23 protein-coding genes and 2 tRNA genes are annotated in these 25,936 nt (G+C 69.9%); 4 read left to right on the top strand and 21 right to left on the bottom strand.

All coding sequences use genetic code 11. The annotated features are described in order from the left end of the window. Window positions 1-12 precede the first annotated feature (12 nt). A tRNA-Ala gene (locus tag ACIQTP_RS02500) sits at window positions 13-85 on the bottom strand. A gap of 147 nt (window positions 86-232) precedes the next feature. Here ACIQTP_RS02500 and ACIQTP_RS02495 point away from each other — a divergent pair. Continuing rightward, window positions 233-1,441, top strand: a complete 1,209-nt coding sequence (locus tag ACIQTP_RS02495) for a glycosyltransferase 87 family protein (protein WP_403395454.1) — start codon at window positions 233-235, stop codon at window positions 1,439-1,441. On the opposite strand, the gene ACIQTP_RS02490 is transcribed toward ACIQTP_RS02495, so the two are convergent. From ACIQTP_RS02490 to ACIQTP_RS02480, 3 genes are all read right to left on the bottom strand, one after another. Beyond that, window positions 1,410-1,643, bottom strand: a complete 234-nt coding sequence (locus tag ACIQTP_RS02490; RefSeq protein WP_010986886.1) for a hypothetical protein — start codon at window positions 1,641-1,643, stop codon at window positions 1,410-1,412. The two genes, ACIQTP_RS02495 and ACIQTP_RS02490, sit on opposite strands and share 32 nt — an antisense overlap. A gap of 3 nt (window positions 1,644-1,646) precedes the next feature. Beyond that, window positions 1,647-1,820, bottom strand: a complete 174-nt coding sequence (locus ACIQTP_RS02485) for a hypothetical protein (RefSeq protein WP_403395452.1) — start codon at window positions 1,818-1,820, stop codon at window positions 1,647-1,649. 69 nt (window positions 1,821-1,889) lie between these two features. Continuing rightward, entirely contained in the window at window positions 1,890-3,254 is a 1,365-nt protein-coding gene (locus ACIQTP_RS02480; RefSeq protein WP_403395450.1) for an MFS transporter, read from the bottom strand. A gap of 224 nt (window positions 3,255-3,478) precedes the next feature. Here ACIQTP_RS02480 and ACIQTP_RS02475 point away from each other — a divergent pair, with 224 nt between their 5' ends. Next, entirely contained in the window at window positions 3,479-4,396 is a 918-nt protein-coding gene (locus ACIQTP_RS02475; protein ID WP_403395448.1) for a helix-turn-helix transcriptional regulator, read from the top strand. Between the two features lie 99 nt (window positions 4,397-4,495). Here ACIQTP_RS02475 and ACIQTP_RS02470 read toward each other — a convergent pair. The 7 genes from ACIQTP_RS02470 to ACIQTP_RS02440 all read right to left on the bottom strand — a co-directional run bounded on the left by ACIQTP_RS02470 (window position 4,496) and on the right by ACIQTP_RS02440 (window position 9,215). Beyond that, window positions 4,496-4,568 (bottom strand) — tRNA-Ala (locus tag ACIQTP_RS02470). 107 nt (window positions 4,569-4,675) lie between these two features. Next, entirely contained in the window at window positions 4,676-5,296 is a 621-nt protein-coding gene (locus ACIQTP_RS02465; RefSeq protein WP_402037482.1) for a histidine phosphatase family protein, read from the bottom strand. Window positions 5,297-5,409: 113 nt separating this feature from the next. Then, window positions 5,410-5,853: a ribosome silencing factor gene (gene rsfS, locus ACIQTP_RS02460; RefSeq protein WP_101405206.1), complete on the bottom strand. Its 444-nt coding sequence runs from the start codon at window positions 5,851-5,853 to the stop codon at window positions 5,410-5,412. Between the two features lie 172 nt (window positions 5,854-6,025). Then, a complete protein-coding gene (locus tag ACIQTP_RS02455) occupies window positions 6,026-7,876 on the bottom strand; it encodes an LCP family protein (RefSeq protein WP_403395447.1) in 1,851 nt (616 codons plus the stop codon). A 25-nt stretch (window positions 7,877-7,901) separates the two neighbouring features. Then, window positions 7,902-8,468, bottom strand: coding sequence for a nicotinate-nucleotide adenylyltransferase (nadD, locus tag ACIQTP_RS02450; RefSeq protein WP_248297702.1), 567 nt, complete (start codon window positions 8,466-8,468; stop codon window positions 7,902-7,904). Window positions 8,469-8,715: 247 nt separating this feature from the next. Next, window positions 8,716-8,877 carry a hypothetical protein gene (locus ACIQTP_RS02445; protein WP_402036200.1) on the bottom strand — a complete coding sequence of 54 codons (162 nt, stop codon included), beginning with the start codon at window positions 8,875-8,877 and terminating at the stop codon, window positions 8,716-8,718. Between the two features lie 179 nt (window positions 8,878-9,056). Continuing rightward, window positions 9,057-9,215 carry a hypothetical protein gene (locus tag ACIQTP_RS02440; RefSeq protein WP_168491460.1) on the bottom strand — a complete coding sequence of 53 codons (159 nt, stop codon included), beginning with the start codon at window positions 9,213-9,215 and terminating at the stop codon, window positions 9,057-9,059. Between the two features lie 103 nt (window positions 9,216-9,318). On the opposite strand from ACIQTP_RS02440, the gene ACIQTP_RS02435 reads away from it, so the two are divergent. Continuing rightward, the gene (locus tag ACIQTP_RS02435; protein ID WP_403395444.1) at window positions 9,319-10,497 is read left to right on the top strand and encodes a M48 family metallopeptidase; all 1,179 of its coding nucleotides are present in this window, start codon (window positions 9,319-9,321) and stop codon (window positions 10,495-10,497) included. Window positions 10,498-10,580: 83 nt separating this feature from the next. On the opposite strand, the gene ACIQTP_RS02430 is transcribed toward ACIQTP_RS02435, so the two are convergent. The 5 genes from ACIQTP_RS02430 to proB all read right to left on the bottom strand — a co-directional run bounded on the left by ACIQTP_RS02430 (window position 10,581) and on the right by proB (window position 15,718). After that, on the bottom strand, window positions 10,581-11,648 hold the full coding sequence (locus tag ACIQTP_RS02430; protein ID WP_403395442.1) for a hypothetical protein: 1,068 nt from the start codon (window positions 11,646-11,648) through the stop codon (window positions 10,581-10,583). A 144-nt stretch (window positions 11,649-11,792) separates the two neighbouring features. Beyond that, a complete protein-coding gene (locus ACIQTP_RS02425; protein ID WP_403395440.1) occupies window positions 11,793-12,443 on the bottom strand; it encodes a hypothetical protein in 651 nt (216 codons plus the stop codon). Between the two features lie 82 nt (window positions 12,444-12,525). Then, complete coding sequence (locus ACIQTP_RS02420; protein WP_403395438.1) at window positions 12,526-13,812, bottom strand: glutamate-5-semialdehyde dehydrogenase; 1,287 nt, start codon at window positions 13,810-13,812, stop codon at window positions 12,526-12,528. A gap of 61 nt (window positions 13,813-13,873) precedes the next feature. Then, on the bottom strand, window positions 13,874-14,362 hold the full coding sequence (locus ACIQTP_RS02415; RefSeq protein WP_403395436.1) for a hypothetical protein: 489 nt from the start codon (window positions 14,360-14,362) through the stop codon (window positions 13,874-13,876). Between the two features lie 216 nt (window positions 14,363-14,578). Next, on the bottom strand, window positions 14,579-15,718 hold the full coding sequence (gene proB, locus ACIQTP_RS02410) for a glutamate 5-kinase (protein ID WP_403395435.1): 1,140 nt from the start codon (window positions 15,716-15,718) through the stop codon (window positions 14,579-14,581). Between the two features lie 248 nt (window positions 15,719-15,966). Between proB and ACIQTP_RS02405 the strand changes: the two genes are divergently transcribed. Beyond that, window positions 15,967-17,364: a polysaccharide pyruvyl transferase family protein gene (locus ACIQTP_RS02405; protein WP_403395433.1), complete on the top strand. Its 1,398-nt coding sequence runs from the start codon at window positions 15,967-15,969 to the stop codon at window positions 17,362-17,364. 103 nt (window positions 17,365-17,467) lie between these two features. On the opposite strand, the gene ACIQTP_RS02400 is transcribed toward ACIQTP_RS02405, so the two are convergent. The 5 genes from ACIQTP_RS02400 to ACIQTP_RS02380 form a co-directional block, all read right to left on the bottom strand. After that, window positions 17,468-18,673 (bottom strand): glycosyltransferase family 2 protein, encoded by a 1,206-nt coding sequence (locus ACIQTP_RS02400; protein WP_403395431.1) that lies wholly within the window; start codon window positions 18,671-18,673, stop codon window positions 17,468-17,470. A 208-nt stretch (window positions 18,674-18,881) separates the two neighbouring features. After that, the gene (locus ACIQTP_RS02395) at window positions 18,882-21,020 is read right to left on the bottom strand and encodes a hypothetical protein (protein ID WP_403395429.1); all 2,139 of its coding nucleotides are present in this window, start codon (window positions 21,018-21,020) and stop codon (window positions 18,882-18,884) included. A gap of 174 nt (window positions 21,021-21,194) precedes the next feature. Next, window positions 21,195-22,694, bottom strand: a complete 1,500-nt coding sequence (locus ACIQTP_RS02390; RefSeq protein WP_403395427.1) for a D-ribitol-5-phosphate cytidylyltransferase — start codon at window positions 22,692-22,694, stop codon at window positions 21,195-21,197. Between the two features lie 193 nt (window positions 22,695-22,887). Beyond that, window positions 22,888-24,123 carry a hypothetical protein gene (locus ACIQTP_RS02385; RefSeq protein ID WP_403395425.1) on the bottom strand — a complete coding sequence of 412 codons (1,236 nt, stop codon included), beginning with the start codon at window positions 24,121-24,123 and terminating at the stop codon, window positions 22,888-22,890. A gap of 89 nt (window positions 24,124-24,212) precedes the next feature. Continuing rightward, on the bottom strand, window positions 24,213-25,763 hold the full coding sequence (locus ACIQTP_RS02380; protein WP_403395424.1) for an alkaline phosphatase D family protein: 1,551 nt from the start codon (window positions 25,761-25,763) through the stop codon (window positions 24,213-24,215). Window positions 25,764-25,936 lie beyond the last annotated feature (173 nt).

Below are 25,936 nucleotides of genomic sequence, written 5' to 3'. Positions count from 1 at the left end.
CTTCAATACTTGTGGAGCTAAGGAGAATTGAACTCCTGACCTCCTGCATGCCATGCAGGCGCTCTACCAACTGAGCTATAGCCCCTCGCGGCCATGCGGCGAAGCCGCATATCGACCGTGTCGCCCGGTTTCCCCGGCGGCGACGCCAACATTACACGGTCCTCCCCGTGGACCACCAAATCGATTCCGCGCCGTGCGGACAATGCGGACATGAGGGATAGTGTCGGCCTTCGTGACCGTGATCGCGCTCCCCCGTGTCCGCCGCCGTGCGCCCGTCGCCCTGGGGGCGTGCCTGTTGTCCTTCGCCGCCTTCTGGTGGGCGCAGCGGGCCGCGCACGTGTCGATGATCGACCTGATGGTGTACCGGGCGGAGGGCGAGACCGTCCGCGCGGGCGGCGACCTCTACGCGCTGCGTACGACCGAGGCCCATCTGCCGACCACTTACCCGCCGTTCGCGGCGCTGCTGTTCACGCCGCTGACACTGCTGGGCACGTCGGCCATGCGGACCCTGGCGACGGCCGGAAATCTGGCCCTTCTTGTGGTGTTCGTGGCCCTCTCACTACGGCTCGTCGACCACGCGCGCGTGGAGAGCGTCTGGTGGGTGTCCGCGGCGGCCGTGTGGTGCGAGCCGGTGTGGACGACCGTGCGGTACGGGCAGATCAATCTGCTGCTCGGCGTGCTGGTGCTGTGGGACCTGACGCGGCGGCCCTGGCACCGCTGGGCCGGAGTGGGCATCGGACTCGCGGCGGCGATCAAGCTGACGCCCGCGCTCTTCGCGGTGTTCCTGCTGGTCACCGGTGTCGTGGCATACGCACGGCGGGTCCCCGGAGGCCCCTGGCTGCGGCACGCGCGCGGGGCGGCCGTCACATTCGCCGGGGCAACCCTGCTGGCGGCATCCGCCCTGCCGCACGACTCATGGCGCTTCTGGAGCCGCATGGTCTTCGAGACGGGCCGGGTCGGGCTCGTGGAGGACACCGCGAACCAGTCGCTGCGCGGGGTACTGGCCCGGCTGCTGCACACCACTCAGCCGGGCCTGTGGTGGGTCGCCGCGGCGGCCGTGGCGGGCTCCCTGGGCCTCGGGGTCGCCGTGGCGGCGGAGTTGCGCGGGCGGCGCGCCTGGGCGGTGGCCGCCTGCGCGGTCACGGCGCTGCTGATCAGTCCGGTGTCGTGGTCGCACCACTGGGTGTGGTGCGTGCCGATGGTGCTGATCCTCGGCACGCGCGGCCGGGCGGCCGCCGTCGGTACGGCGCTGGTGACCGCCGCAGGTACGGCGCTGGTCTTCTGCTCGTACGCGCTGTGGTGGGTGCCACACGGCCCGGGACGGCTCGAACTGCAACAGACGGGCGCCCAGGTGACGTTGTCGGCCCTCTACGAAGGAGCCGGTCTCGTCTTCCTGACCCTGATCGGGGTCAGGCTGTGGCGAACGAATAGAACCGTTTGAGCGTGCAGTGCTCGTCGAGGAGCCGGCCGTAGATCGGCTCGCCCTCCAGCTCGCGGTACGTCTCGATCGGGTCGCCTTTTATGATCAGCGCCCGCGCGCACTCCTCGCACCAGTACTGGTAGTCGTGGTTGACCGGCTCCATGTCGCGGACGATCGGCGTACCACTGCCGCACCAATCGCACTTCCGCCTGTGTGCACCCATCGATCAGCTCCAGCTGTGGCCGCAGGCCGTGCACACGTAGGAGATCCCGCCGTTGTCGCCGAGGACCTGGGCGACGTGGACCGATCCGCAGGAAGGACAGCCGTGGAGAGTGGCACTTCTACGTGTCTGTGCCACATCGAGGAGATCGTCGACCTCCTCGATGATGCTCGCAGGCATCGCTTCTCCCTCCCGTCGGGCCGCGCCCCCTTCCGGCCGTTTGATTCTGCCACGGCCGGAGCAATACGGTCAGCGACGCCTTCGTACCAGTCCGGACACGGCACCCGACGTGGCCGTCGCGGCCAGCGCATACGTGCACGTGAGGAGCGCGTCCGCAGAGGTATACGCCCCAGGAGCGCCAAGTGACTCAAGTCGGTTCAAGAAGAGTGTGCCGAAGGCCGCGACACCGATCAGCTGACCGAGTTGGGCGACCGTCGCGAGCAGTCCACTGGCGTCCGCCGCGTCCTCGGCCCGTACCGTGGCCAGAGCCCTGGTCAGCGTGGGACTGAAGCCCAGCGCGAGGCCGGTCCCCATACCCGCGAACGCCACGTACAGCCAGGGACCGCCGTCACCCCCGCCCTTCAGCACGGCTCCGACGCCGGCCACGGAAACGGCGGCGACGGCGAAGCCGGCCGGGATCAGGACACCTTGCAGAGCGGCCGGCCAGTTGCGCCAGGTCAGACCGACCAGGCCGAAGACCACCGCGGTCGGCGCGAAGGTGAGTCCGGCGCGCAGCGCGCTGTACCCGAGGCCGCCCTGAACGTGCAGGGTCAGAGCGAACAGGAAACCCGCGTTGACCGCCATCACCGCGAGCAGGCGGAAGACCGCGAGGCCCATGCCGGGGTGGCGCAGCACCCGGGGTGAAATCAGCGGCGCCCCACCCCGCCGGGCGAGCCGGGACTCGTACAGACAGAAAAGGGTGAAGAGGACCGCGGCCGCGCCGAGCGACAGCCAGGACCACAGCGGCCAGTCCTCCTCCTGACCGAGCACGAGCGGCACGGTGAGCAGCGACACGGCGGCGCCGAGCAGGACGAGGCCCGACAGGTCGAGGCCGCGTGAGCGCTCCACGGCTCCGGGGGCGTCCCGCGGCAGCACGCGGCGGCCGACGGCCAGGAGTACGAGGCCCACGGGCACGTTGACCAGGAACACCGGCCGCCAGCCGGTGCCGAACAGGTCGGCGCTGACCAGGACGCCGCCCAATACCTGTCCGGCCGCGGCGCCGGTCGCGACGACGGCGGAGTACGCGCCGAGGGCACGGGCCCGGGCCTCGCCGGTGAAGTGGCGCTGGATCAGGCTGAGCACCTGCGGGATCATCACGGCCGCGCCCGCGCCCTGCACCAGCCGGAAGGCGATCAACTCCCCCGTTCCCCCCGCGAGTCCGCACGCCAGCGAGGCCGCGGTGAACAGCGCGAGCCCGGCGAGGTGGACGCGGCGGTGGCCGAGCAGGTCGCCGAGGCGCGCGCCGGTGATCAACAGTACGGCGTACGCGATGGAGTATCCGGCGACCACCAACTGCATTCCGGCGCCGGACGCGTGGAGTTCGGAACCGATCGTGGGCACCGCGACGTTCACGATGAAAACGTCGAGCAGTGCCATGAACTGGGCTGTGAGCACGACCGCGAGCAGCCGTCCGGCGCGATTGTCAGTGCCGGGGGCTTTACTGGTCGCAGGACTTGAATCCGCTGCGGGACCTGGGCCCGCGGGGGTTGTCGTCGTCATGGCTTCGAGCCTGGCGGCGGCCGGATACGGGTGCCGAGAGCCCGCCGATGCTGGTACTGACAGCACCTGGCAGCGGACGGGTTCGGCGCGGACGATGGAAGACGGGGGAAGTGAAGCCGATGAACACGACACAGCGCCGCAGGCCGGAGCTTGCCGGCTTTCTGCGCGGCCGGCGGGCGCGGGTGACACCCGCCGACGTGGGGATGCCCCCGGGCTTGCGACGCCGTACGCCGGGGCTGCGCCGCGAAGAGGTCGCGCAGCTCTCCGGGGTCGGTGTGACCTGGTACACATGGCTGGAGCAGGGCCGCCCCATCAATGCCTCTCCTCAGGTCCTGGACGCGGTGGCGCGCACCCTGCGCCTGGACCAGACCGAGCGGGAGCATCTGTACCACTTGGCCGAAGTGCCCTACGAGTCCGAGGCGGAGCTCCCCGCGCAGACCGTGAGCGCGGAGATCCAGGGCATCATCGACGCCCTCGATCCGCGCCCGGCGGCGGTCTACAACTCGCGGTACGACATCCTGGCCGCCAACCCCCCTTACCGCGACCTGTTCTTCGTGCCGCAGACGCTCGAGATCGGCGTTCCCAACGTGCTGTGGACCCTGTTCACCGTGCCCGAGCCCGGCTGCCCCGTGGTGTTCCTGGACAGCGAACTGCCGTTGATGGTGGCGACGCTGCGCTCCGCGTACGGCAGACATGTCGGCGAGCCCGCCTGGGAGGACTACATACGCAGGCTGTCGGCCGCCAGCACGCGCTTCGCCGAGTTGTGGGCGGGCGGTGACGTCCTCCCGCCGGGACCGCGCGTGAAGACGTTCCGCCATGAGGCGGTGGGCGAGCTGCGGATGACCTCAGTGTCGCTGTCCATCGACGGGATGCCGGAGTGCCGGATCGTCGCCTACGCACCGGACGACGAGAAGGCGCGCAAGGGGCTGGCGGTTCTGCGAGAGCGGCGGGAGGGGTTGTGGCCACCGTCACTCGCGGCGGCCACGGCATCCCGGGGACCGATGTCGCCCATGTCACCGACAACCTGGGGGACATGAGACAACCTGGGAGACAAGAGAAAAATCCCGCCCCTCGAAGGGAACGGGATTCTCATCACTGATCTGTGCTGATCTTTGACAACTCAAGAGAGTTGATTGTGGAGCTAAGGAGAATTGAACTCCTGACCTCCTGCATGCCATGCAGGCGCTCTACCAACTGAGCTATAGCCCCTTGTGTTCTTCCCGCCCGGCGGGGCGAACAAGAAGAACTTTAGCCTGCGACCTGCCAGAAAGTGAAATCCGGTCCCGCCTGGCCCCCGGGACCGGACAGGGGGCCGCTCAGTCGTCGTCGCCGAGCACCGGCTCCGGCAGTGTGCCGGCGTTGTGCTCCAGCAGCCGCCAGCCCCGCGCGCCCTCTCCGAGGACGGACCAGCAGCAGTTGGAGAGGCCGCCGAGGCTTTCCCAGTGCCGGGACTCCAGGCCGAGCAGGCGCCCGATGGTGGTGCGGATGGTGCCGCCGTGGCTGACCACCACGAGGGTGCCGTCCTCGGGGAGCTTGTCGGCGTGGCGCAGCACCACGGGGGCGGCGCGGTCGGCGACCTCGGTCTCCAGTTCGCCACCACCGCGGCGCACCGGCTCACCACGCTTCCAGGCGGCGTACTCGTCGCCGTACTGGGCGATGATCTCCTCGTGCGTCAGCCCCTGCCAGACGCCCGCGTAGGTCTCGCGCAGGCCCTCGTCGTGGATGACGTCGATGCTGGTGAGCGCGGACAGCTCGGCGGCCGTGTTCGCGGCGCGCTGGAGGTCCGAGGCGACGATCGCGTCGGGCTTCAGCGAGGCGAGCAGCCGGGCGGCGCGGCGGGCCTGGCCGAGGCCCGTCTCGGTGAGCTCGACGTCCGTGGTGCCCTGGAAGCGGCGATCCACGTTCCAGGACGTCTGGCCGTGCCGCCACAGGATGATGCGGCGACCGCGGCCCGGCTTCGTCCCGGCCTCGACGCCCGCGACGGTCGGCTGCCGTTGCCCCTGAGCGTCACCCGTGACGGACGTCCTGGCCGCCTCGGCCCCCGCCGCGGTCACCGCAGCTCCCCGAGTTCGGCGGAGTCCTCCTCGGCCTGCAGCTTGGCGTGCTCGGCGGCCTTGCCGCGGGTGGCCTTGGCGTCGGCGGGCAGGTCAAGCTCCGGGCAGTCCTTCCACAGCCGCTCCAGAGCGTAGAAGACACGCTCCTCGCTGTGCTGCACGTGCACCACGATGTCGACGTAGTCGAGCAGTACCCAGCGGGCCTCGCGGTCGCCCTCGCGGCGCACCGGCTTGACGCCGAGCTCCTTGTTCAGCCGCTCTTCGATCTCGTCGACGATCGACTTGACCTGGCGGTCGTTGGGGGCGGACGCCAGCAGGAAGGCGTCGGTGATCGAGAGAACGTCGCTGACGTCGTAGGCGATGATGTCGTGCGCGAGCTTGTCGGCGGCCGCCTGCGCGGCGGTGGTGATGAGCTCGATGGAGCGGTCCGTGGCGGTCACTACGCGGCTTTCCGTCGGCGGTCAGTAATGACTCAAGGGTCTCACGGACCGCCGACGGCACCCCACGCGTTTCCGTGGCCACGTCCCGGAGGCCCCGGAACGTGGGGCCGACCACTCCGGAGGGTCACCCGTTACCACTCCTCGTGATCGCCCAGGGGAGTGGTCACCGTGATCACCCGGTGGAGGTGGTCACCTTGTAGTCCTGGCCGAGGACCACCGAGACGTCCGCGTTGGACGAGCCACTGCCCTTCTTCACGGCGCTGGTGGGCAGGCCGAGGGTCTTCGCGACCTCGATGGCGTCGTTCTTCCTGGCAGCGTCGGTGTACGTGATCCGGGACACGCTCTGGGCGGTGGCGGCGGTGCCGGAGTCCAGGAAGGTGTAGCCGCCGTTGACCAGGACGACGCGGGCCTTCTCGGTGGCGTCCTTGCTCCCGGTGGCGTTCTTGAGACCGACACGGACCGCGGCGCCGGCGGCGGGACTCTTGGCGGTGCCGCCGAGGACGTCCTTGACCACGCTGTTGGTGGCGCTCTCACTCAGGGTGCCGTCCTGCTGCACGGGCAGCAGTGCCGTCTTGTAGTCGCCGCCCTTGGCGAGGTCGGCGAGCTTGGCGAGGAAGGCGCCGAGGTCCTGGTCGGTCAGCGAGGGGTCGAGGATCTGCGCCAGGGTCTGCACGGTGGTGGTCGCGGCCTGCTTGTCCGAGGACAGCTTGCGCAGCACGCCCTGCATGACCTGCCCGAACCGCTCCAACTGCGCGTTCTGGGCTTCGCCGGAGGCCCGGTAGGTGGCGTAGGCGACGGCCATCTTGCCGCTGAGGGTCTGGTTCTCGCCCTTCTTCACGAGGGGCTCCCCGCCCTTCTTCTTCGCATCGGGGTCCGGCACATCGGCGTTGGTGGTGAGGTCGATGTTGCCGACGAGGTCGACGAGGTTGTTGAGGTAGGGGGTGTCGAGGCGCCAGGTGCCCTGGATGTCGGTCCCGAGCACCGTGTCGATCGCGTCCCGGGTCCCGGAGGAGCCGTCGTCGCCGACGGACTTGGCGAGCGTGGTCGTCGAACCGCTGTCGTCCGTCAGGGCAAGGGAGTTGGGCAGCAGGACGGTGGTGCCCTGCTTGGTGGTGGTGTTGTCGACGAGCAGCGCCGTGGAGGTGCCGCCGCCCTTCGTGTTGTGCAGGTGGACGACGATCACATCGCGGTTCTGGGCACCCGTGGCCGTCGTCGCGGCGGACTTGCCGCCGGAGGAGGTGCCGGGCAGCTTCCCCGCGTACCAGAGGTAGCCGACGCCGCCGACCACGACCAGGGCGAGCACCACAACCAGGGCGACGACCCTGCTGCGGGCGCGGCGCTTGGCCTCCTCGCGGCGCTCGGTGCGGTTCTCGGTGAAGTTGAGCCAGTCGATGACGTCTTCGGGCTCGGCTTCCTGCTCCTCGACGAAGGCGAACTGCTCGGTGCGGTAGTCCCGGTCGGCCCGGGGCTCGTTCTCCTCCGGGGGGCGCGCCTGCTGCGGGATGTAGGCGGTCTGCTCGGCGACCCGCGGCTGCTGCCCGGTGCTCGTACCCGCGGCGCCGGTCCCGCTCCGGGACCGGCCCGCCTGCCCGGCCCGCCCCGTCTGCCCGGCCCGCCCCGTCTGCCCGGCCTGACCAGCCTGCCCGGCCTGACCCGTGTGCGCCGACTGCGCCGTCTGTGCCGTCTGCCCGTAGGGGTCGTACGACGTCGTCGTCCCGGCGGCGCCGGGCGCGCCGGCTCCGTACGGGTCGTAGGGGTCGTAGGCGGGGACCGCGGTCTGCTGACCGGTGTCGTACGAGGACACGGGCTGCTGCTGACCGGTGTCATAGCCCCCCGCGCCGGTCGCGTAGGGGTCGTAGCCGTAGCCCTGGTGCTGCTGGGGCTGCTGCGGCTGTGCGTACGGGTCGTAGCCCTGCTGGGGCTGCTGGGGCGGCACCTGCCGGTACACAGGCTGCCCGAACTCGTCGTAGCCGACGAGCTCGTACGGGTCGCCGCCCGCGTATCCGTCGTATCGGTCGTTCACCGGTGCCCCTCTCGGCTCACTCGCCTCACTCGCCGCGGTACAGCTCGCGCTTGTCGATGTAGCGCACCACACCGTCCGGCACCAGATACCAGACGGGGTCGCCCTTGGCGACTCTCGCACGGCAGTCTGTGGAGGAGATGGCCAGCGCGGGAACCTCGACCAGCGAGACGCCGCCCTCGGGCAGGCCCGGGTCGGTCAGCGTGTGACCGGGCCGGGTGACTCCGATGAAGTGCGCGAGGGAGAACAGCTCCTCCGCGTACCGCCAGGTGAGGATCTGGCCCAGCGCGTCGGCACCGGTGATGAAGAAGAGATCGGTGTCGGGGTTGAGGGCGCGCAGGTCGCGCAGGGTGTCCGTGGTGTAGGTCGGGCCGCCGCGGTCGATGTCGATGCGGCTCACCGAGAACTGCGGGTTCTCGGCGGTGGCGATGACCGTCATCAGATAGCGGTCCTCGGCCGGTGAGACCTTCCGGTCGGACTTCTGCCACGGCTGCCCGGTCGGTACGAACACCACCTCGTCGAGGTGGAACTGCGCGGCGACCTCGCTGGCCGCCACGAGGTGCCCGTGGTGGATCGGGTCGAACGTTCCGCCCATGACGCCGAGGCGGCGCTTGCCCGGATTCGAGGGGCCGTTCCCGGGGCCGGCCGTCAGCCGGCTCGCCCCGTCTCTCACCGGGCCGCCGAGCGCGTCACCCGCGGCGCCGCCGACGGCGCCGCTCGCCGTGTCACTCACCGGACCGGTAGGCATGTCCTGCTCTCCCATGCGTGCAGACCCTACCGGCCCGGTCGACGGGCTCCGCCCGACAGGGGTCCCCGGGACGGCTCAGAACGGCCGAAGAGGCTCAGCGGTCGCGGTTGAAACGCGTGGTGATCCACAGCAGCAGGAGCAGCACGAACAGCGCGCCACCGCCGGTCAGGAACGGACTGAGGCTCTCGTGGTTGCCCCCCTGCTCGCCCTCGGCGGCAACGGTGACCAACTGTGCAGCGGTGCTGTGGAAGCTCATCTCGGCAGGACCTATCCGGTGTGGGCGGGATAAAGACGTCGGCCCATCGTATGCGGGGGCCTCGGTCGCGATCACGCCGACTCCGCCGTTGGGGACGCCCGTTGCTCAGGCCTCCCCGGCCGGCACACGCCTCAGTCGTCCCGCTTGTACCCGCGTCAGCCGTCCCGCCTGTACCCGCGTCAGTCGTCCCGCTTGTACCCGCGCAGCAGGAACCAGGCGGTCAGGCCCACTCCCACGATCATCACGATCAGCACGACGCGGAGCAGATTGCCCGGGCCCTGCTTGTCTGCCGCGCTCGCGGCCTCGGTGAGCCAGGCGGCTGCGGGGATGTGCTCCATGGTGATGGACTCCTTCTCTGTACTGCCCGTCCACGGTATCTCCGCCTAGGCTGGGCCGTGCCTTGGGGGCACAAAGGGCACTCAGACGCACATGGGGGAACACATGTCCGACAACGGCCACCAGCAGAGCGGGCAGGGGAACGGGCACGAGAACGTGCCGAGCAGGCAGCGCAGGCGCTTCGAGGGGATCTCCTCGCGCACCTACGAGCACCCGGCGGACCGCTCGGCCCTGGTGGCCCTGCGCAAGCTCAGCGGCTTCGACACGGTCTTCAAGGCCCTGAGCGGCCTGCTGCCCGAGCGCAGCCTGCGGCTGCTGTTCCTGTCCGACTCGGTGCGCGTCTCGGACGCCCAGTTCGCGCACCTCAACACCATGCTGCGGGACGCCTGCTACATCCTGGACCTGGAGAAGGTCCCGCCGATGTACGTCGCCCAGGACCCGCAGCCGAACGCGATGTGCATCGGCCTGGACGAGCCGATCATCGTCGTGACGACCGGGCTCGTCGAGCTGCTGGACGAGGAGGAGATGCGGGCCGTCGTCGGGCACGAGGTCGGTCACGCGCTCTCCGGCCACGCCGTCTACCGCACGATCCTGCTCTTCCTGACCAATCTGGCGCTCCGGGTGGCCTGGATCCCGCTGGGCAACATCGCGATCATGGCGATCGTGACCGCGCTGCGCGAGTGGTTCCGCAAGTCGGAGCTGTCGGCCGACCGGGCCGGGCTCCTCGTCGGGCAGGACCTGAAGGCCTCGATGCGCGGCCTGATGAAGCTCGCGGGAGGCAATCACCTGCACGAGATGAACGTGGACGCGTTCCTCGAGCAGGCCGAGGAGTACGAGGCCGGGGGCGACCTGCGCGACTCCGTGCTCAAGATCCTCAACACCCTCCCCCGCACGCACCCCTTCACCACCGTGCGCGCCGCCGAGCTGAAGAAGTGGGCCGAGTCCCGCGACTACCAGCGGATCATGGACGGTCACTATCCGCGGCGCAGCGAGGACGGGGACACCTCGGTCTCGGACTCCTTCCGGCAGTCGGCGGCGAGCTACGCCACGGACGTCAAGAACTCCAAGGACCCACTGATGAAGCTGGTCAGCGACATCGCGGGGGGCGCGGGTGACCTCGGCGGGCGGGTGCGGCGCGGGTTCGGGGGCTTCGCCGGCGGCACCCCGAAGGACCAGACCGCCTCGAAGGACCGGACCGCGCCGAATGACGAGACCGCCCCGAACGACCACACCGCGCCGAAGGACCAGCCGCCCCGGGACAGCACCCCCGAGGACGACGACTGACACGCAGGGGAGCCGGGAACGCGACGGCCACCGTCAGACCTTCGACCGACAGACCAGCTCTTCGCCTGTCAGATCCTCGGCTGTCAGACCTTGGGCTGCGAACTCGTCGCCAGTGAGCCGCACAGTGCCGTCGCGCTGCCCGTCGCGTAAGGGTCGGTGCCGGCCGGGCCGCCCGCCTTCGCCGTCTGGCCCGCGAGCAGCGGGTGCAGATGGGTCATCGAGTCCTCGGAGCAGGCGAGCGGTCCGGCCTGGACGTAGGAGACGACCACCTCGGCCTGGTGCATGCGCAGGTCGTCACGGTCGAAGCGGAACTGCAGCTCGCGCCGGACGGTGAACAGCGAGGCCTTCGCCTTGGCGTCCGAGCCGGCCGGCTTCAGGGCGTACACGAAAGTGTGGTCGGCGACGACCTCAAGGGTGCTGGAGTCGAACTCGGCGGCCTGCAGGGTGCCCTGCACCCTGATCCTGGAGTCGGCGAGCTGGGCGCGGGTGGGGTCGAAGCGGACCAGCCAGCCGGTGGGCGCGTGCCGGCCGTCGGCGGCCGGGTGGTCGAAGCTCTGGTCGAACTGGTCGAGCTGCTGGGGGGCGAGCAGGATCCGTACGGGCCGGTTGGTGACGCCCGTGAGCACCTCCGGGTCGAGCGAGGACTTCACGAGGTAGTCCTTGGCGGTGGTCAGGGCGGCCACGACCTGGCTGTCGGAGAAGTGCGAAGTGCGCCGGTAGGCGGGCAGGGCGATGCCGTCGGCGCCGACGGCGAACTGGGCGGCCGGGCTGTGCGCGTACAGCTCCTCGGCGCTCGTGGCCCCTGGCACGGCGGTCTGGGGCGCGAGGGGTATGACGGTCATCCGCAGCGGTTCGGGGGGCTGGGCGACCGGGGTCTGGTACGGGTGCCGCACGCCCATGTAGATCGCGGTGCCGAAGGCGACGGCGATCAGCAGGACCAGGATCAGGGCCTGCCGGGGCAGACCGCGCTGGAGGGTGGGGCGGCGGCGTACGGCCGGGGCGTGGTCGGCCATCCGCTCCTGCGCGGAGAACTCCTGGAGGCGGGCAGCACGGACGAACGACTCGTCGAAGACGACGGATCGGTACTCGTCCTCTCCACCAGCGGGAGCGCCCTCGGGTGTCCCCTCAGGTGGGTCTCCAGGCCCGCCCATACCTTCAGGGTAGGTCTCCGGGGGCTCAGGTAAACGCCGTGGTACACGACAACTTCTGACAGGTTCTCACCAGGATCGCCGGGCACCGCCGGGATCGCCAGGGTGTTCGAAGGGCCGTCGGGGGCGGCGCGGGCGCCGTGGGTGTCAGGGCGTCCGGGGGAACGCCGACACGGCCGGGTTGGAGTAGTCGGCCGAAGCGGAGGGGCTGGTGCCGGTGACCTTGTCCTGGCCTTGTTCGAGGCCCGTGGAGGCGGGTGGCGGGACCTGGTCCTGGCGGCCCGAGGAGGCCCCCCGGTAGACCGCCGTGAAGGCCAGGGCGACCATGCCGACGCCCATCACGAGGGCGAGCACCCAGGCGACGGGGCGGTGCCAGCGGGCCTGCTTCCCGTAGGCCCTGCCGTATCTGCCGTACGAGCCCGGCGCTCCGTAGCGGCCTTCGAGGATCTCGGTGTCGTCGAGGTCGTCCAGGTCCGGGTCATGGTCGAAATCGTCAGGACCGTCGGGCCCGAAACCGTCCTCGTAGCGCTCGTCGTCGCCGCGGGCACCCCGGGAGCGCGTCCGGCGCGCCTCGGCCTCTGAGGCCTCCGCGCGGGCCTGCGCGGCTGCTAGGAGGCGTTCGACGGCGGTCGGCTCGTGGATCACCGCCGCACGTACGAAGTCCTCGTCGAAGACCACGGAGGCGAACTCTTCGTCCGCACCCCCGCGGTCGCGGTCGTCGTCGGGCTCCCAGCCGTCAGGGAACGGCGTGCCCCCCACGTCCTCCGGCACGGATCCAGAGTAGACCTGGGGGGTCATTTTGGGCAGACGGTACGGAAATTCATCCGCCTGACGAGACGCGGCTCACGCTGACGGGACGCGCCTCACGCGGAGCGCGGGCTCAGCGCCGGATGTGCCCGTCTCCCGTGACGATGTACTTGGTGCTCGTCAGCTCCGGCAGCCCCATGGGACCCCTGGCGTGCAGCTTCTGCGTGGAGATGCCGATCTCGGCGCCGAAGCCGAACTGGCCGCCGTCGGTGAACCGCGTAGAGGCGTTCACGGCGACCGTGGTGGAGTCCACCAACTGGGTGAAACGGCGGGCCGCCTGCTGCGAGGTGGTGACGATGGCCTCGGTGTGGCCGGAGGTCCACAGCCGGATGTGTTCGACGGCCCGGTCGAGCGAGTCGACGACGGCGGCGGCGATGTCGTACGAGAGGTACTCGGTCTCCCAGTCCTCGGGCGTGGCCTCGACGACGGTGGCCTTGGAGTCCTTGGCGTAGGCGAGGACGCGCTCGTCGGCGTGCACGGTGACCCCGGCGTCCGCGAGGGCGTCCAGGGCGCGCGGCAGGAACTCGGGGGCGATGTCCTGGTGCACGAGGAGCGTCTCGGCGGAGTTGCAGACGCTGGGCCGCTGCGCCTTGGAGTTGATCAGGATGTCGATCGCCATGCCGAGGTCGGCGTTGGCGTCGACGTACACGTGGCAGTTGCCGGTGCCGGTCTCGATGACGGGGACGGTGGACTCCTGGACGACCGTGCGGATCAGCGAGGCGCCGCCGCGCGGGATGAGGACGTCGACCAGACCGCGGGCGCGCATCAGCTCGCGCACCGACTCGCGGCCCTCGCCGGGCACCAGCTGGATGGCGTCGGCGGGCAGTCCGGCGCCCCCCACGGCGTCGCGCAGCACCCGGACCAGGGCGGTGTTCGACTCGAAGGCCGAGGACGAGCCGCGCAGCAGGACGGCGTTGCCGGACTTCAGGCAGAGGGCGGCGGCGTCGACCGTGACGTTCGGGCGGGCCTCGTAGATGATTCCGACGACACCGAGCGGGACGCGGACCTGGCGCAGGTCGATGCCGTTCGGGAGGGTCGAGCCGCGCACGACCTCGCCGACCGGGTCGGGCAGCGAGACGACGTCCCGCACGTCCGAGGCGATGGCACGCACGCGCTCGGGCGTGAGCGTGAGCCGATCGATGACGGTCTCACTGGTGCCGGCCTCGCGGGCGCGCGCGATGTCCTTGGCGTTGGCCGTGACGATCTCGCTCGTACGGACCTCCAGCGCGTCCGCGATCGCGAGCAGCGCGTCGTCCTTCTCGGCCCGCGGCAGGGGCGCGAGATCGGCGGCGGCGGCTTTGGCGCGGTAGGCGGCCTCGGTGACCGGGGACATCGAGTCGTACGGCGAGAGCGTGGTCATATCGGAAGGGTAGTGCGCCGGACGGGCCCGTCCAGCGGCCGTCCCACACCCCGAGACAGGGTCAAAAGGGATGGACTCCGACCGGAGTGGCCGGAAGGGGCCCATATCCCTCCGCGATCCGCTGATGGTACGTCTCGCGGTCGACGACCTCCAGGCCGACGATCTCCCAGGGCGGGAGCTTGGCGGTCTGGCGGTGCTCGCCCCACAGGCGCAGGGCGACGGCCGCCGCGTCGTGCAAGTCGCGGGCCTCTTCCCAGTAGCGGATCTCCGCGTGGTCGTTGGCGTAACGGCTGGTCAGCAGGAACGGGTGGTCGTGGGCCAGCTGTTCGAGGGCCCGCCTGACCTCCTTCAGCGGGGCCTCGCCACCCGAGACGCTCAGCGTGACGTGCCACAGCCGGGGCTGGTCGGCCGGCTCCTCACCCGCGTAGGTGTCACCCGCCGCGACGCTCGTCAGGGCCCGTTCCTCGCCCGCCGCGCGGGAAGCCGGACCACCCGCCCGGGAGGCGGCACCGCCGCGGGACGTCGCCGCCCCAGGGCGCACTCGTCTCACGACGGCCTCCTTTTCGCAATGGTCCGCAATGGTCCGCAATGGTCCGTGAATGGTCTGTGATCGTCGTACTGCATCGGGGTCTCCCCGCAACAAAGTTGAGCAGGTGGGGAGCCGCCGTGTGGCGCTTTTACCCAACGTCCCCCGGCAGGGGCCTCGGAATCGGCCTTTTACGGGTGCACTGGACAGCTGTTTCAGAGGTGGTGCGGAACAGGCGTCTTACGGATGCAGGAGCACGAGGTCGTCCCTGTGTACGACCTCGCGTTCGTACTCCGGGCCCAGCTCGCGGGCCAGTTCGCGGGTCGAGCGCCCGATGAGCTGGGGGATCTCCTTGGCGTCGAAGTTCACCAGGCCCCGCGCGACCGCCCGCCCCGTGCTGTCGCGCAGCTCGACGGGGTCGCCCGCGGTGAAGTCGCCCTCGACGGCCGCGATACCCGCCGGCAGCAGCGAGGTGCGCCGGTCGACGACCGCGCGCACGGCCCCGTCGTCCAGGACGAGCGCGCCCTGGGGGGTCGAGGCGTGCTGCAGCCACAGCAGCCGGTCCGCGGAGCGCTTGCCGGTGGGGTGGAAGTACGTGCCGGTGTCCCCGCCCGCGAGGGCCTCGGCGGCGTGCACGGCGGAGGTGAGCACCACGGGGATGCCCGCTGCCGCCGCGATCCGGGCCGCCTCGACCTTGGTGACCATGCCGCCGGTACCGACGCCCGCCTTGCCCGCGCTGCCGATGTCGACGTGCGCGAGATCCCGCGGCTCGCGGACCTCCGCTATCCGCGAGGTGCCGGGCTTGCTGGGGTCGCCGTCGTACACACCGTCCACGTCGGAGAGCAGGACCAGCAGGTCGGCCCGTACGAGGTGGGCGACGAGCGCGGCGAGCCGGTCGTTGTCGCCGAAACGGATCTCGTCCGTGGCGACGGTGTCGTTCTCGTTGACGACCGGCAGGGCGCCCATCGCGAGGAGCTTGTCGAGGGTGCGGGCGGCGTTGCGGTGGTGGGCACGCCGGCTGGTGTCGTCGGAGGTGAGGAGCACCTGGCCGACACGGACGCCGTGGCGGGCGCAGGAGGCGGTGTAGCGGGCGACCAGGAGGCCCTGGCCGACGCTGGCTGCGGCCTGCTGCCGGGCCAGGTCCTTGGGGCGACGGCGCAGCCCGAGCGGGGCGAGGCCGGCTGCGATGGCGCCGGACGAGACGAGGACGATCTCCTTCTCGCCGCCGCTGCGGTGCTTGGCGAGAACGTCGACGAGCGCGTCGACACGGTCCGCGTCGAGTCCGCCCGCGGCCGTGGTCAGCGACGAGGAACCCACCTTGACGACGATTCTGTGGGCCCCTGCCACGGCCTGCCTCGCCCCTGCCACCTGGCCTGCCATGTGCCCAGTCACCTGCCCTGCCACCTGCGGTGTGTCCCCTCGCGTCGGTCCCGCCCGGCAATCTACGCGAAGGGGCGGGGGCGGCGCCCGTCGGTCCAGTCTGCGGACGGCGCCAGGCCCCCCATGATCACCAGCGCGTAGCCACTCGCTCACGTCCCGCGTATGCAAAAAAGGTTGTGCAGGTTCCTCATAGAACTTAAAGATGACGCAAAGATAAGTTGACCAATGTGGCATCTAATGTTCATCCGGTGAAGCGCATACTCCTGAGATCAGGGAAAAGCCCGTACGACGTCGTCCCTGTGGAGCAGGCCCTCCACCAGGACGTCATCGCCACCAACGCGGGAAACCTGATCTTCAGCGACGCCGCGCACAAGATCCTCGAGACGCCTCGCGCCGAGGTCGTGTCGAACGGCATCCGTACCAACGTCGCCGCCGCGGGCCGCATCAACGAGGAGTACGACGCCTTCGTCGTTCCGCTGGCCAACGCGTTCCGGCCCTCGTTCGAGCCCCAGCTCAGGCGGCTGACGCAGCTCATCAGCAAGTTGAAGATCCCGGTGGTCGTGCCGGGCATCGGGGCGCAGACCGGTCTGGACTACAACCCGGCCAGGCTCAAGCCCATGGAACCGGCCGTCCGGGAGTTCGTCGCCGCGGTGCTCGAGCGCAGCGCGTCCATCGGGGTGCGCGGCGAGTTCACCGAGCGGTACCTGAAGGACATGGGCTTCCGTGATGTCGAGGTCATCGGCTGCCCGTCGATGTTCATGTACGGCAGGGAGCTCGACGTACGCAAGAACGCGCCCGCGCTCGGTCCCGAGTCCCGGGTCGCGATCAACGGCTCGCACAGTGCGGTGAAGTCCCAGGGCCTGGACGGGGTCATCCGCCGGGCGCATGCCCGCTACCCCCACCTGCGGTTCGTCGGGCAGAACCTCTCTGACGCCCGCCAGCTGCACTGGCGCGACCTGTCGGATCCGAACGGTTCGGTCACCGCGATGCCCACGCACCCGGACCACCCCATGTACCGCGAGGACAAGGTCCGTGTGTACATCGACCCGGTGACCTGGATCGACGACCTGCGGGACTTCGACTTCTCGTTCGGCTCCCGCATCCACGGCAATATCGCGGCGCTGCTGGCGGGTACGCCCGCGACCGTGCTGTGCGGCGACTCCCGCACGCTGGAGCTGTGCCGCTACTTCGGCATCCCGCACCGCAGGATCAACGCGCTGCCGCAGGATCTCGACCCGGCCGAGCTGTACGCGGAGGCGGACTTCGGCGCGCTCACGGGGGGCCATCAGGAGCGCTTCGACCGCTTCATGGGCTTCCTGGAGCGCAACGGCCTGGAGAACACGTTCACGCACGGCGACGGGGGCGCTGCCCACGAGAAGCGGCTGCGCTCACTCGCCTTCCCGGCCGGCATCCGCCCCTGGAACGACGCCGACGTCGCCTCGCTGACCAGCAGGTTCGGCTGGCTCCAGACCCGCATCGGCGAACTGTCCACGGACAACGCGCAGCTCAAGCGCGAACTCGACAAGGCCCGCAGGACCGCCGCGAAGCCGACGGGCGCTGCGGCGCCGCAGCGCTCCGTCTACCGCATGGCCCGGCGAGCGGTGGGGCGCCCGCTGCGGAAGGCTCTGCAGTCGGGGCGCCAGTAGCCCTCACCGGCCTCGGGCAGCCCTCATCGGCGGCCTTGATGGCCGGACGGTTCACCGAAACGCCCGTTCCACGGCCCTGAGGGCCGTGGAACGGGCGTCTTCGTCAGCCCGCGCGGCGCGGTCCGAGGACCTTGCGCGCCATCTTGCGGGCGGTGCGCATGCCCGGGAAGTGGGCGGCGGGGGCGAACTTGAAGCTCTCGATGGTGACCGTCTCACGGGAGGTCGGGATGAACCAGCTGTCCGGGAGCGGCGCCGCCTTGTCCCGGAAGTGCGGGTAGGCGAGGTAGGCCTTGCGGCTGCGCGGGTCCACGTGGAGGGTGGGCGCCTTCTTCTTCTTGATGAAGTCCAGCACGTCCACCAGCAGGTCACCCCGGCCCTGACCGGCGAGGTTCACCCGGAGCCGCTCGTTGACCTTGAGGCGGTCGGCGACCCCCTCGGTCCAGTACGCGTCGATCAGCGGCTTGCCCAGCGTGAGCTTGTTCTGTCTGACCTCCTCGTCGTCTCTGAGGAAGACGGGGCCGAACTGCGGCAGCAGCGTGACGAGGAAGGGGCGGACCATCAGGCCGTCGCGGCGCTTGCCCGCGGGCACGTGCTCGGCGATCAGGCTCATCAGGGCGCGGGCGGAGTCGAAGCGCAGGGTGTAGCTGCCGCTCTTGGTGACGTGCTTTCCGTCGTCGCGGCCGACGAGGTAGTAGCAGTCGTAGTCGGCGACCACGGAGACACCGTCGGCGCGGAGGTAGGCCTCCATCGTGAAGAGGGCGTCCTCGCCGGTCTTCAGCGACTCGTCGAAGTGCATGTCGTGCCGGGTGAGCAGCTCGCGCCGGAAGAGCTTCTGCGCGCTGAGCGTGAACTTGATCTGCGAGGAGAAGACGTCCGTGCGGGGCTGGTTCTTGCCCCACATCGACTTGGGGGCGTTGCGGTTGACGCCTATGACCTTGCCCAGCACGACGTCCGTGCCGTGCTCGTCGGCCATGGCGACCATGCGCTCCAGGGCCTCGGGACCGAAGTAGTCGTCGGCGTCGAGGAAGAAGACGTACCGGCCGCGGGCCTTGTCGAGGCCGACGTTGCGCGGGCCGCTGGGGCCGCCGGAGTTGGCCTGTCGGATCACCGTGACGGCCATGGCCGCACGCTCCGCGAACTCCTCGAGGTACTCGCCGGTACCGTCCTTCGACCCGTCGTCGACGGCGATGACCTCGATACGAGCGGGGTCGAGCGTCTGGGCCTCGACCGACTCCAGGCACTTGACCAGGTAGGGCATGGCCTCGTACGCCCCGATGATCACGCTCACATCAGGCTGCGTCACGGTCACGTTTCTCCATTGTCATCCGAACATTTCCCCCGTATCAGCTCAAGGGCTACCTCAAAGACGGTTGAAAGTACTAGGAGGTTGCCTCACTGAACCCCAAATGTGATGCGGTTCACAGGTTTACGGGGAACGGGACAGGGCCCGGCCCCGAGGGTGCTCCTCGGGGCCGGGCCCTGTCACTGGTGCGGCGAAGTGGATCAGCAGGGGTGGCTCAAGCGGTGGATCCGCCCTTGACGGCCGCGCCGCCCGTCTCGTCCGCCGAGGCCTTCCGCTGCCCGGGAACTCCGTTCGCGAGCTCCACGGCGGCGGCCGACGCACCGGTCTCCTGGCCGAGGTTGCGCGCCCGGGACTTCTTCGCGAGGCCGCGCACCGCGGCGTTGAACTGGTCGATCGACGCCGGCTCGTCGGGACCGAGCAGATACTCCTTCAGCTCCCGGCGGTCGACGGCGAGCGCGTCCGAGGACGGGTCGGTGACCTGGGCGAGCAGCTCGCCCAGCTCGCTCGCCGAGTTCGACAGGATCACGGCGGCACGCACCGCCGTGTTCTGCCGCTTGAACTCCTCGACGCCCAGCTCCGCGGAGTCCGTGACCGCGTACGGCTTGCCGCTCGCGATGAAGTCGGAGACCACGGACGAGATGTCCGAGACCATCGCGTCGGAGACGTTGAAGCAGTCGTACAGGCGCGGCTCGGCGCCCGTGATGACCCGGTGCTCCCAGCTGCCGAACGAGCGCCAGTAGGCGTCGTTCCACTCGGCGCGCAGCCGGGCGACCTCGGCGTGCGCGGCCGTGTCGACCATGCCGTCGCGGGTGGCCTCGGCCTCGTCACCGCTCTCGGTGACACCGGTCAGCTTCTCGATGCGGGCCTCGATGCGGACCAGCTCCGCCTTGGCCGCGGACCGGGCCGCCGCGTCGACGGTGAAGCGTGGGTCGGCGGCGCGCTCGGCGGCCGCCTTCTCGACCAGCGCGACGATCTTCTCGTGCGCGGACTTGGCCTGCGGGCTGCGGGTGCCGGTGAACGGGTGCGGCTTGTAGAGGACGCGGACGGGCGGGTCGGCCTGCACCAGGCGACGAACGATATTCGCGCCTGCCAGCAGGATCGAGGTGTTGCCCGGGTTGTCGTCCCAGCCCTCCCAGGTGGGGGCGTACAGGACGGTGGGGCAGCGTCCGTCGGCGGCTGCGCCACGGGGTCCTTCGGGCACGCCCTGCCAGGTCTGGATCGGGGCGAGCTGCGGGCGGCCGACCTCCGCTATGTCGTCGTCGCGGACACCGACGTCGGCGATGGCGTAGCGGTCGCGGCCCGCGCGGCCGGCGGTCCACACCTCGTCGTACGCCTTGCTGAACGGGTTGACGCTGGCCAGCTTGTCGCTGTCGCCGTGGCCGATGAAGACGTGCTTCATGGTCGGCACGCGCAGCATGTGGATGTTCTTGCCGACGTTGGCCGCGTACAGCGCGACGCGCACCGTGGACAGGTCCATGTTCATCAGGTGCACCCCTCCGGGCACGCAGATGACCGGCACCGTAGTGGGCGCCATGCGCTCCAGGATGGCGCGCTCGCGCAGGATGATCAGCGGCCGGGTGTCCAGCTGCTCCATCGTCTCCAGCCACATGTTGACCTGGTACGCCGAGTCCTTGGAGCCCGAGAAGTACAGCACCGTCTCCGGGCGGTACTCGCGCAGCCAGCCGTCGACCGCCGCAAGGACCGTGTCCGCGTTCGGCGGGGTCTTCTTGCCGCGGATGTACGGGACGAGCGCGACGACGTAGACGAAGGCCAGCACCAGCGTGGCCGCGATGCCCGCGAAGCCGTACACGTTGGTGTCGGTGGCCCCGGTGACGAGGACGCCGGCGACGGCCAGCAGGTCGAGGTGGAGCATCTTCTCGGCGGCCCGGTTGAGCAGGGCGCGCGGCGGGGCGTCCGGGATCCGGATGCGCGAGGCCAGGTCGACGTTGCGGGTGGCGACCGGCATCTTGCGGCGCAGCCGGATCAGGGTGATCAGCGCGCTGTGCGGCGCCTGGAAGCCGTAGAAGGCGAGGAAGCACGCGATCGCCGCGTAGAAGACCATGCTGTCGGACAGGTCCAGGCGTGCGAGCAGCAGGACCAGCAGCAGCTGTCGGATCAGGAACCTGATGGACAGACCGGCGCGCACCTTGCTGAGGCGGTTGATCAGGTAGCTGCCGCGCCGGTGCAGATAGTGGTCCGCCAGGTACGTCACAGCGGCCGTGGCCGCGAAGGCACCGACGCTCGGGAGGAGCGCGGCCAGCATCAGGCAGGGGAAGCCCAGCATCATGAGGGCCGCCGCGGCCAGCTCGGCCGCACTGCCCACCCGGGCAACGCGTATAGCGGTGGATATCACGGATAAACCTGCTCTTGAGGGGTGTATGCCGGTTTTGTTACTGCTTGATTAACGAAAAGGGCCTTGCGGGCGATCGCGGACAATCCGGGAATTTTACGGACTCAGGCCTCTGTGAATACGCGGCAAACGCGCAGACTCAGAGGCCTGAATTCCAAGAAAACTAATGGGTGCTAATTATGCCACGCCGTCCTGACGGTCCAGCACGCTGGCCAGCGCCGCCTCGAATCCGGAGGCCTGTCCGGCGCCGGCGGTCGGGTCCTGCTGGCGTACGTCGATGACGTGACCGGTCATTTCGGAGAGGAGGACGTCGAGCGAGGTGCGCGCGACCGCCTCGGAGGAGAGCAGCGAGCCCGCGGGCTCCTGGCCGAAGGCCTTGGTGCGCATCGGGGTCGCGGTGCGCTCGGGGTTGATGCAGTTGACGCGGATGCCGTCGCCGGCCCACTCGTCGGACAGTGCCTGGGTCAGGTTCACCATGGCGGCCTTGGTGGAGGAGTAGAGGCTGTACTCGGCGCGACCGCGGGTGTAGCTGCTGGAGGTGTAGAGCAGCAGCTGGCCGTTGGTCTCGGCGAGGTACTTGTACGCGGAGCGGGCGATCTGCACCGGGGCCAGGTAGTTGACCTTCAGCGCTTCCTCGATCGTCGCGTTGTCCGTCTCCGCGAGCTTGCCTATGCGCAGCACCCCGGCGGTGTTGATGACGTAGTCGATGCGCCCGGTCTCGGCGTACGCCGTGGACAGCGCGTCGTCGACCTCCTCCGGGTTCTCGACGTGGGTGCCGGTGGTCGAGCGGCCGAGCGCGTAGGTCTTCGCGCCGTAGCCCTCGGCGAGTTCGGCGATGTCCTTGCCGATGCCGTACGAACCGCCGAAGACCACCACGGTCTTGCCGCTGAGCAGCTCGCGGTAGGCGGCCTCGCCGGCCTGCTCGGGGGCGGCGGTGGAGGCCAGCTGGAAGAGCTTGTCGGCGATGAAGACGTCGACGGGCTGGGTGACCTTCATGTTGTACTCGTCGCCCGCGACGACGTGGATCGGCACGTCCGGCAGGTACTTGAGGACGACCGAGCAGTCGTCGGTGGCCTGGAAGTTGGGGTCACCGGCCGCGACCTCGTAGGCGCGGCGGATCGTGGACAGCTTGAACGCCTGGGGCGTCTGGCCGCGGCGCAGCCGGGAGCGGTCCGGGATCTCGGTGATGAACTCGCCGTCCTCGCCGTGGGTGCGGGTCACGATGATCGTGTCCGCGGAGGGGATGGCGACGTCGACGGCCTGGTAACGCTCCAGGGCCGTGACGCAGTCGTCTATGACGCGCTCGGACAGCAGCGGGCGCACGGCGTCGTGGAAGAGGACGTTGGCGTCCTCGCCCTCGGCCAGACCCTCGCCGAGCGCGGCGATCGCGCGCTCGGTGGTCTCGTTCCGCGTCGAGCCGCCCTCGATCACCTTGGTGACCTTCTTCAGCCCCGCCTTCGCCACGATCTTCTCGACGTCCGGCACATAACCGGGAGCCATCAGCACGATGATGTCGTCGATCGACTCGGCCTGTTCGAAGGTGGTCAGCGTGTGCTCGATGACCGCCTTGCCTGCGATCTTCAGCAGCTGCTTCGGAATCGACAGACCCACGCGCTGACCGGTGCCGCCGGCCAGGATCACTGCGGTGGTACGGGGCTTGGCAAAGTGCTCAGACACAGGTGACCTACCTTGGGGCGACAGGGAACTTGGGAATGCTCCCACTTTCCGTTACTGCCATGCAAGGTGAGCGCCCTCTGCTGCTTATGTGCGCGCAACCGGTTATTCACCTTGCATGCGGGTGACTTCCGAGATCCCGAACCGTATTGTCCGGATTTGCTGTGAGTAACTGCACACGTTTTACGTGCGCTCTTCACGCCCGCTTCAGACGCTTGAGGACCCGGTGACCGAGAACCCGGACGAGTTCCCTGGACGGGGTCTGGTGAACCGAGCGCCCGGGCGCGGGGGGACGGGCGGGAGTCGCGGCAGCCACGGCGAGCGCCCCGTACAGCGCGTGGGCCGCCACCTCGGGATCGATCCGCGGCGACCCCGTCTCCTCGGCGCTCGCGACGCTGGGTACGACGGACAGCAACGCCGGGTCACCGAGCACCCGTACGCCCATGGCGGCGATCCGCTCGGCCATCTCCGCGCCGATAGCGGCAGCCGCCTCCAGCGCCCAGCGCGGTGTGGTGATCCGCGCGTCGTCCGGGGCCGGGCGACAGGCGTTCTTCATATGCATGACGGCGCCGCCGCGCACCATCTTGGAATACAGCTCATCGGGCAGCCCATTGCCGCGAAACTCCATATTGAGTTTCCGCAGCATTTCGGTCTCGGCGAGCGTGAGCGAGCGATTGGCCGTCTCCGGCACCGGTACCAGGAGACCGTCGGGCAGGCCGAGGAGGGATTCGAAGGTGCGCATCAGACCGTCGCGGTCGCGGTCGTCGACCACCACGACGGTGACGTTCTCGACGCCGCCGACCCGAACCCAGCGCTCGACGAGCCGGTCATGGCGGTGGCGGCGCCAGAAGCTCGGATTGGGCTTCTCGTACGGGGCCTTGCGCAGCATGTGTTCGAGCCAGTCCTCGTAGCCCATGCGCAGACCGTTCTGCACGTACTGCTGCCACTGCGAGGGCATGATCTTCGCCAGCGGGCGCAGGGTGACCAGGACATGGACTCGGCCCCGGCCCCGACCCCGACCCCGGTCGAGGTCGTCGACGATCCGGGCGATGGCCTCGTCGTCGGGCGCGTCGGCGAAGAACTCGCTGCTGACCACGGAGGTGCGCCCGCCGGTGGCGTGCACCGCGTCGGTGAGCCGCTTCCAGTGCCCCTCGGTGGGCCTGGCGTCGCCCATCATCCCGGGCCGGGCGCAGACCGCGAGGGCGGCTTCCATCGGGTGCCTGCTGTGGGCCGGAAAGTCGACGCCGTGCCCGGCCATCGCGTCCTTCGCGGCGAACATGGCGCCCTGGATCGACGTGGTCCCGGTCTTGTGCGGGCCGATGTGCAGCAGCCGGGTGCCGGGGGGCAGCGGCGTGGGGGCCCTCTTCGGGGCGGTTTCGCCGGTCTCCGCCTCAGGGGCCGCCGAGTCGTGATGCGAACAGTCGGTCTCCATGGTCAACGGAGGTTAAATCTCTTACCTGAGCCTTACCTGAGAATGTCCTGGGACTCACATGAGTCCCAGGAGTCCCAGAACAGCGCTGCTCAGACCAGACGTACGCCCGGCTTCCCCGCGTCGACCCGCAGCCGGGTCAGCGTGCTGGACGCAGCGTCCGGCCGCAGCACGGTCTCCGGGGCACGGACGGTGGCGTCGATGCCGTCGCGCCGGATGTCGAAGAGGTGGTAGCCGCGGTGGGCGTCGATGAACTTCCAGTGCGGGTTGTCCGGCATCCGCGGGTCCCACTCGTTGTGGAAGGCCACCTGGTCCTGGTCACCGCCGCTGGAGACGGAGGTCCCGACGAACTCGGCGCCGACGACGTCGGACTCCGGGTCGGCGAAGTCCTTCTTGAGGTCGCTGATCATGGTGAGGTGACGGTCCCCGGTCAGCACGACGGGGTTGCGCACGGTGGCCAACTCCCCCATGAGCGTGTTGCGTTCGGCCTGGTAGCCGTCCCAGGCGTCGTAGAACCAGAGCTTGCCCGGGCCGATCTGCAAATCGGTCTCGGCCATCATGATCTGCGAGGCGATCAGGTTCCAGCGCGTCGGTGAGTGGTGCAGCCCGCGCAGCAGCCAGGCCTTCTGCTCGGCGCCGAGCATGGTCATCGAGGGGTCCTCGGCGCCCGCCTGGGTGGTGGCCTGGTCACTGCGGAACTGCCGGGTGTCCAGGACGTTCAGCCGCACCAGCCGGCCGAAGTCGAGCCGCCGGTGCATCCGGATGTGCGGGCCGTCGGGCACAGCGGTCGCCCGGACCGGCATGTGCTCGTAGTACGCCTGGTAGGCGGCGGTCAGCCGGGCCACGAACGCGTCGTGCGACTGTTTGGCCGGGTCCTGCGGGATCTCCCCGGCGAAGTCGTTGTCGACCTCATGGTCGTCGAAGGTGACCACCCAGGGCGCGGCGGCGTGCATCGCCAGGAGGTGCGGATCGGTGCGGTACTGCGCGTAGCGGTTGCGGTACTGGACGAGGCTGTACGGCTCCCCGTTGCCCTCGTGCCGGCGGACCGCCGTCGCCGCCGGCGCGGACTCGTAGATGTAGTCGCCGACGAAGAGCACGAGGTCGGGGTCCTGGGCGAGCATGTCGGCGTACGGGGTGAAGTAGCCGTTCTGCCAGTTCTGGCAGGAGGCGAGCGCGACGCGCAGCGTGCCGCCGGAGCTGTGGGGGTGCGGGGCGGTGCGGGTGCGGCCGGTCGGCGAGAGCCGGCCGTCGGCGCGGAAGCGGTACCAGTACGCGCGGTCGGGGCGCAGTCCGCGGACGTCGACGTGGACGCTGTGCCCGTACTCGGGCAGCGCCTGTGCGACGCCCCGCCGCACCGGCTTTCCGAAACGGGCGTCCTCGGCGATCTCCCACTCCACCGGTACCACGCGGTCGGGCATGCCGCCGCCGTTCAGCGGGTCGGGGGCGAGCCTGGTCCACAGCACGACGGCGTCGGGCAGCGGGTCGCCGGAGGCGATGCCGAGGGTGAACACCCCGTCGGGCAACGGGGGTTCGGCGGCGCGGGCGGTGCCGGGCAGCCACAACTGGCTGGTCGCCGCGGCGCCCAGGGCCGCGGCACCGGCGGTGAGAAAGCGGCGTCGATCGCGCGAGACGGTTCCGGTCATCGGTGAACTCCCCTGCGTCGGTGGCCCCTTGGACACCGGGAGGCTCACACGCCGCAGTGGCCCGCCCGCTGAACGGAATTCGGCAAGAGCATGACAAACAAGCGAAGGGGCGAACCGTCGCGGCAGGGACGCCACCGGCTCTCCACGCCCCCGCCGCCCCTACCCGTCCCCTC

It is taken from the genome of Streptomyces sp. NPDC090798 (genome assembly GCF_044768965.1).
Classification (GTDB): Bacteria; Actinomycetota; Actinomycetes; order Streptomycetales; family Streptomycetaceae; genus Streptomyces.
The sequence above is the reverse complement of the archived record's forward strand: the minus strand, read 5'-3'. Positions and strand labels throughout refer to the sequence as shown.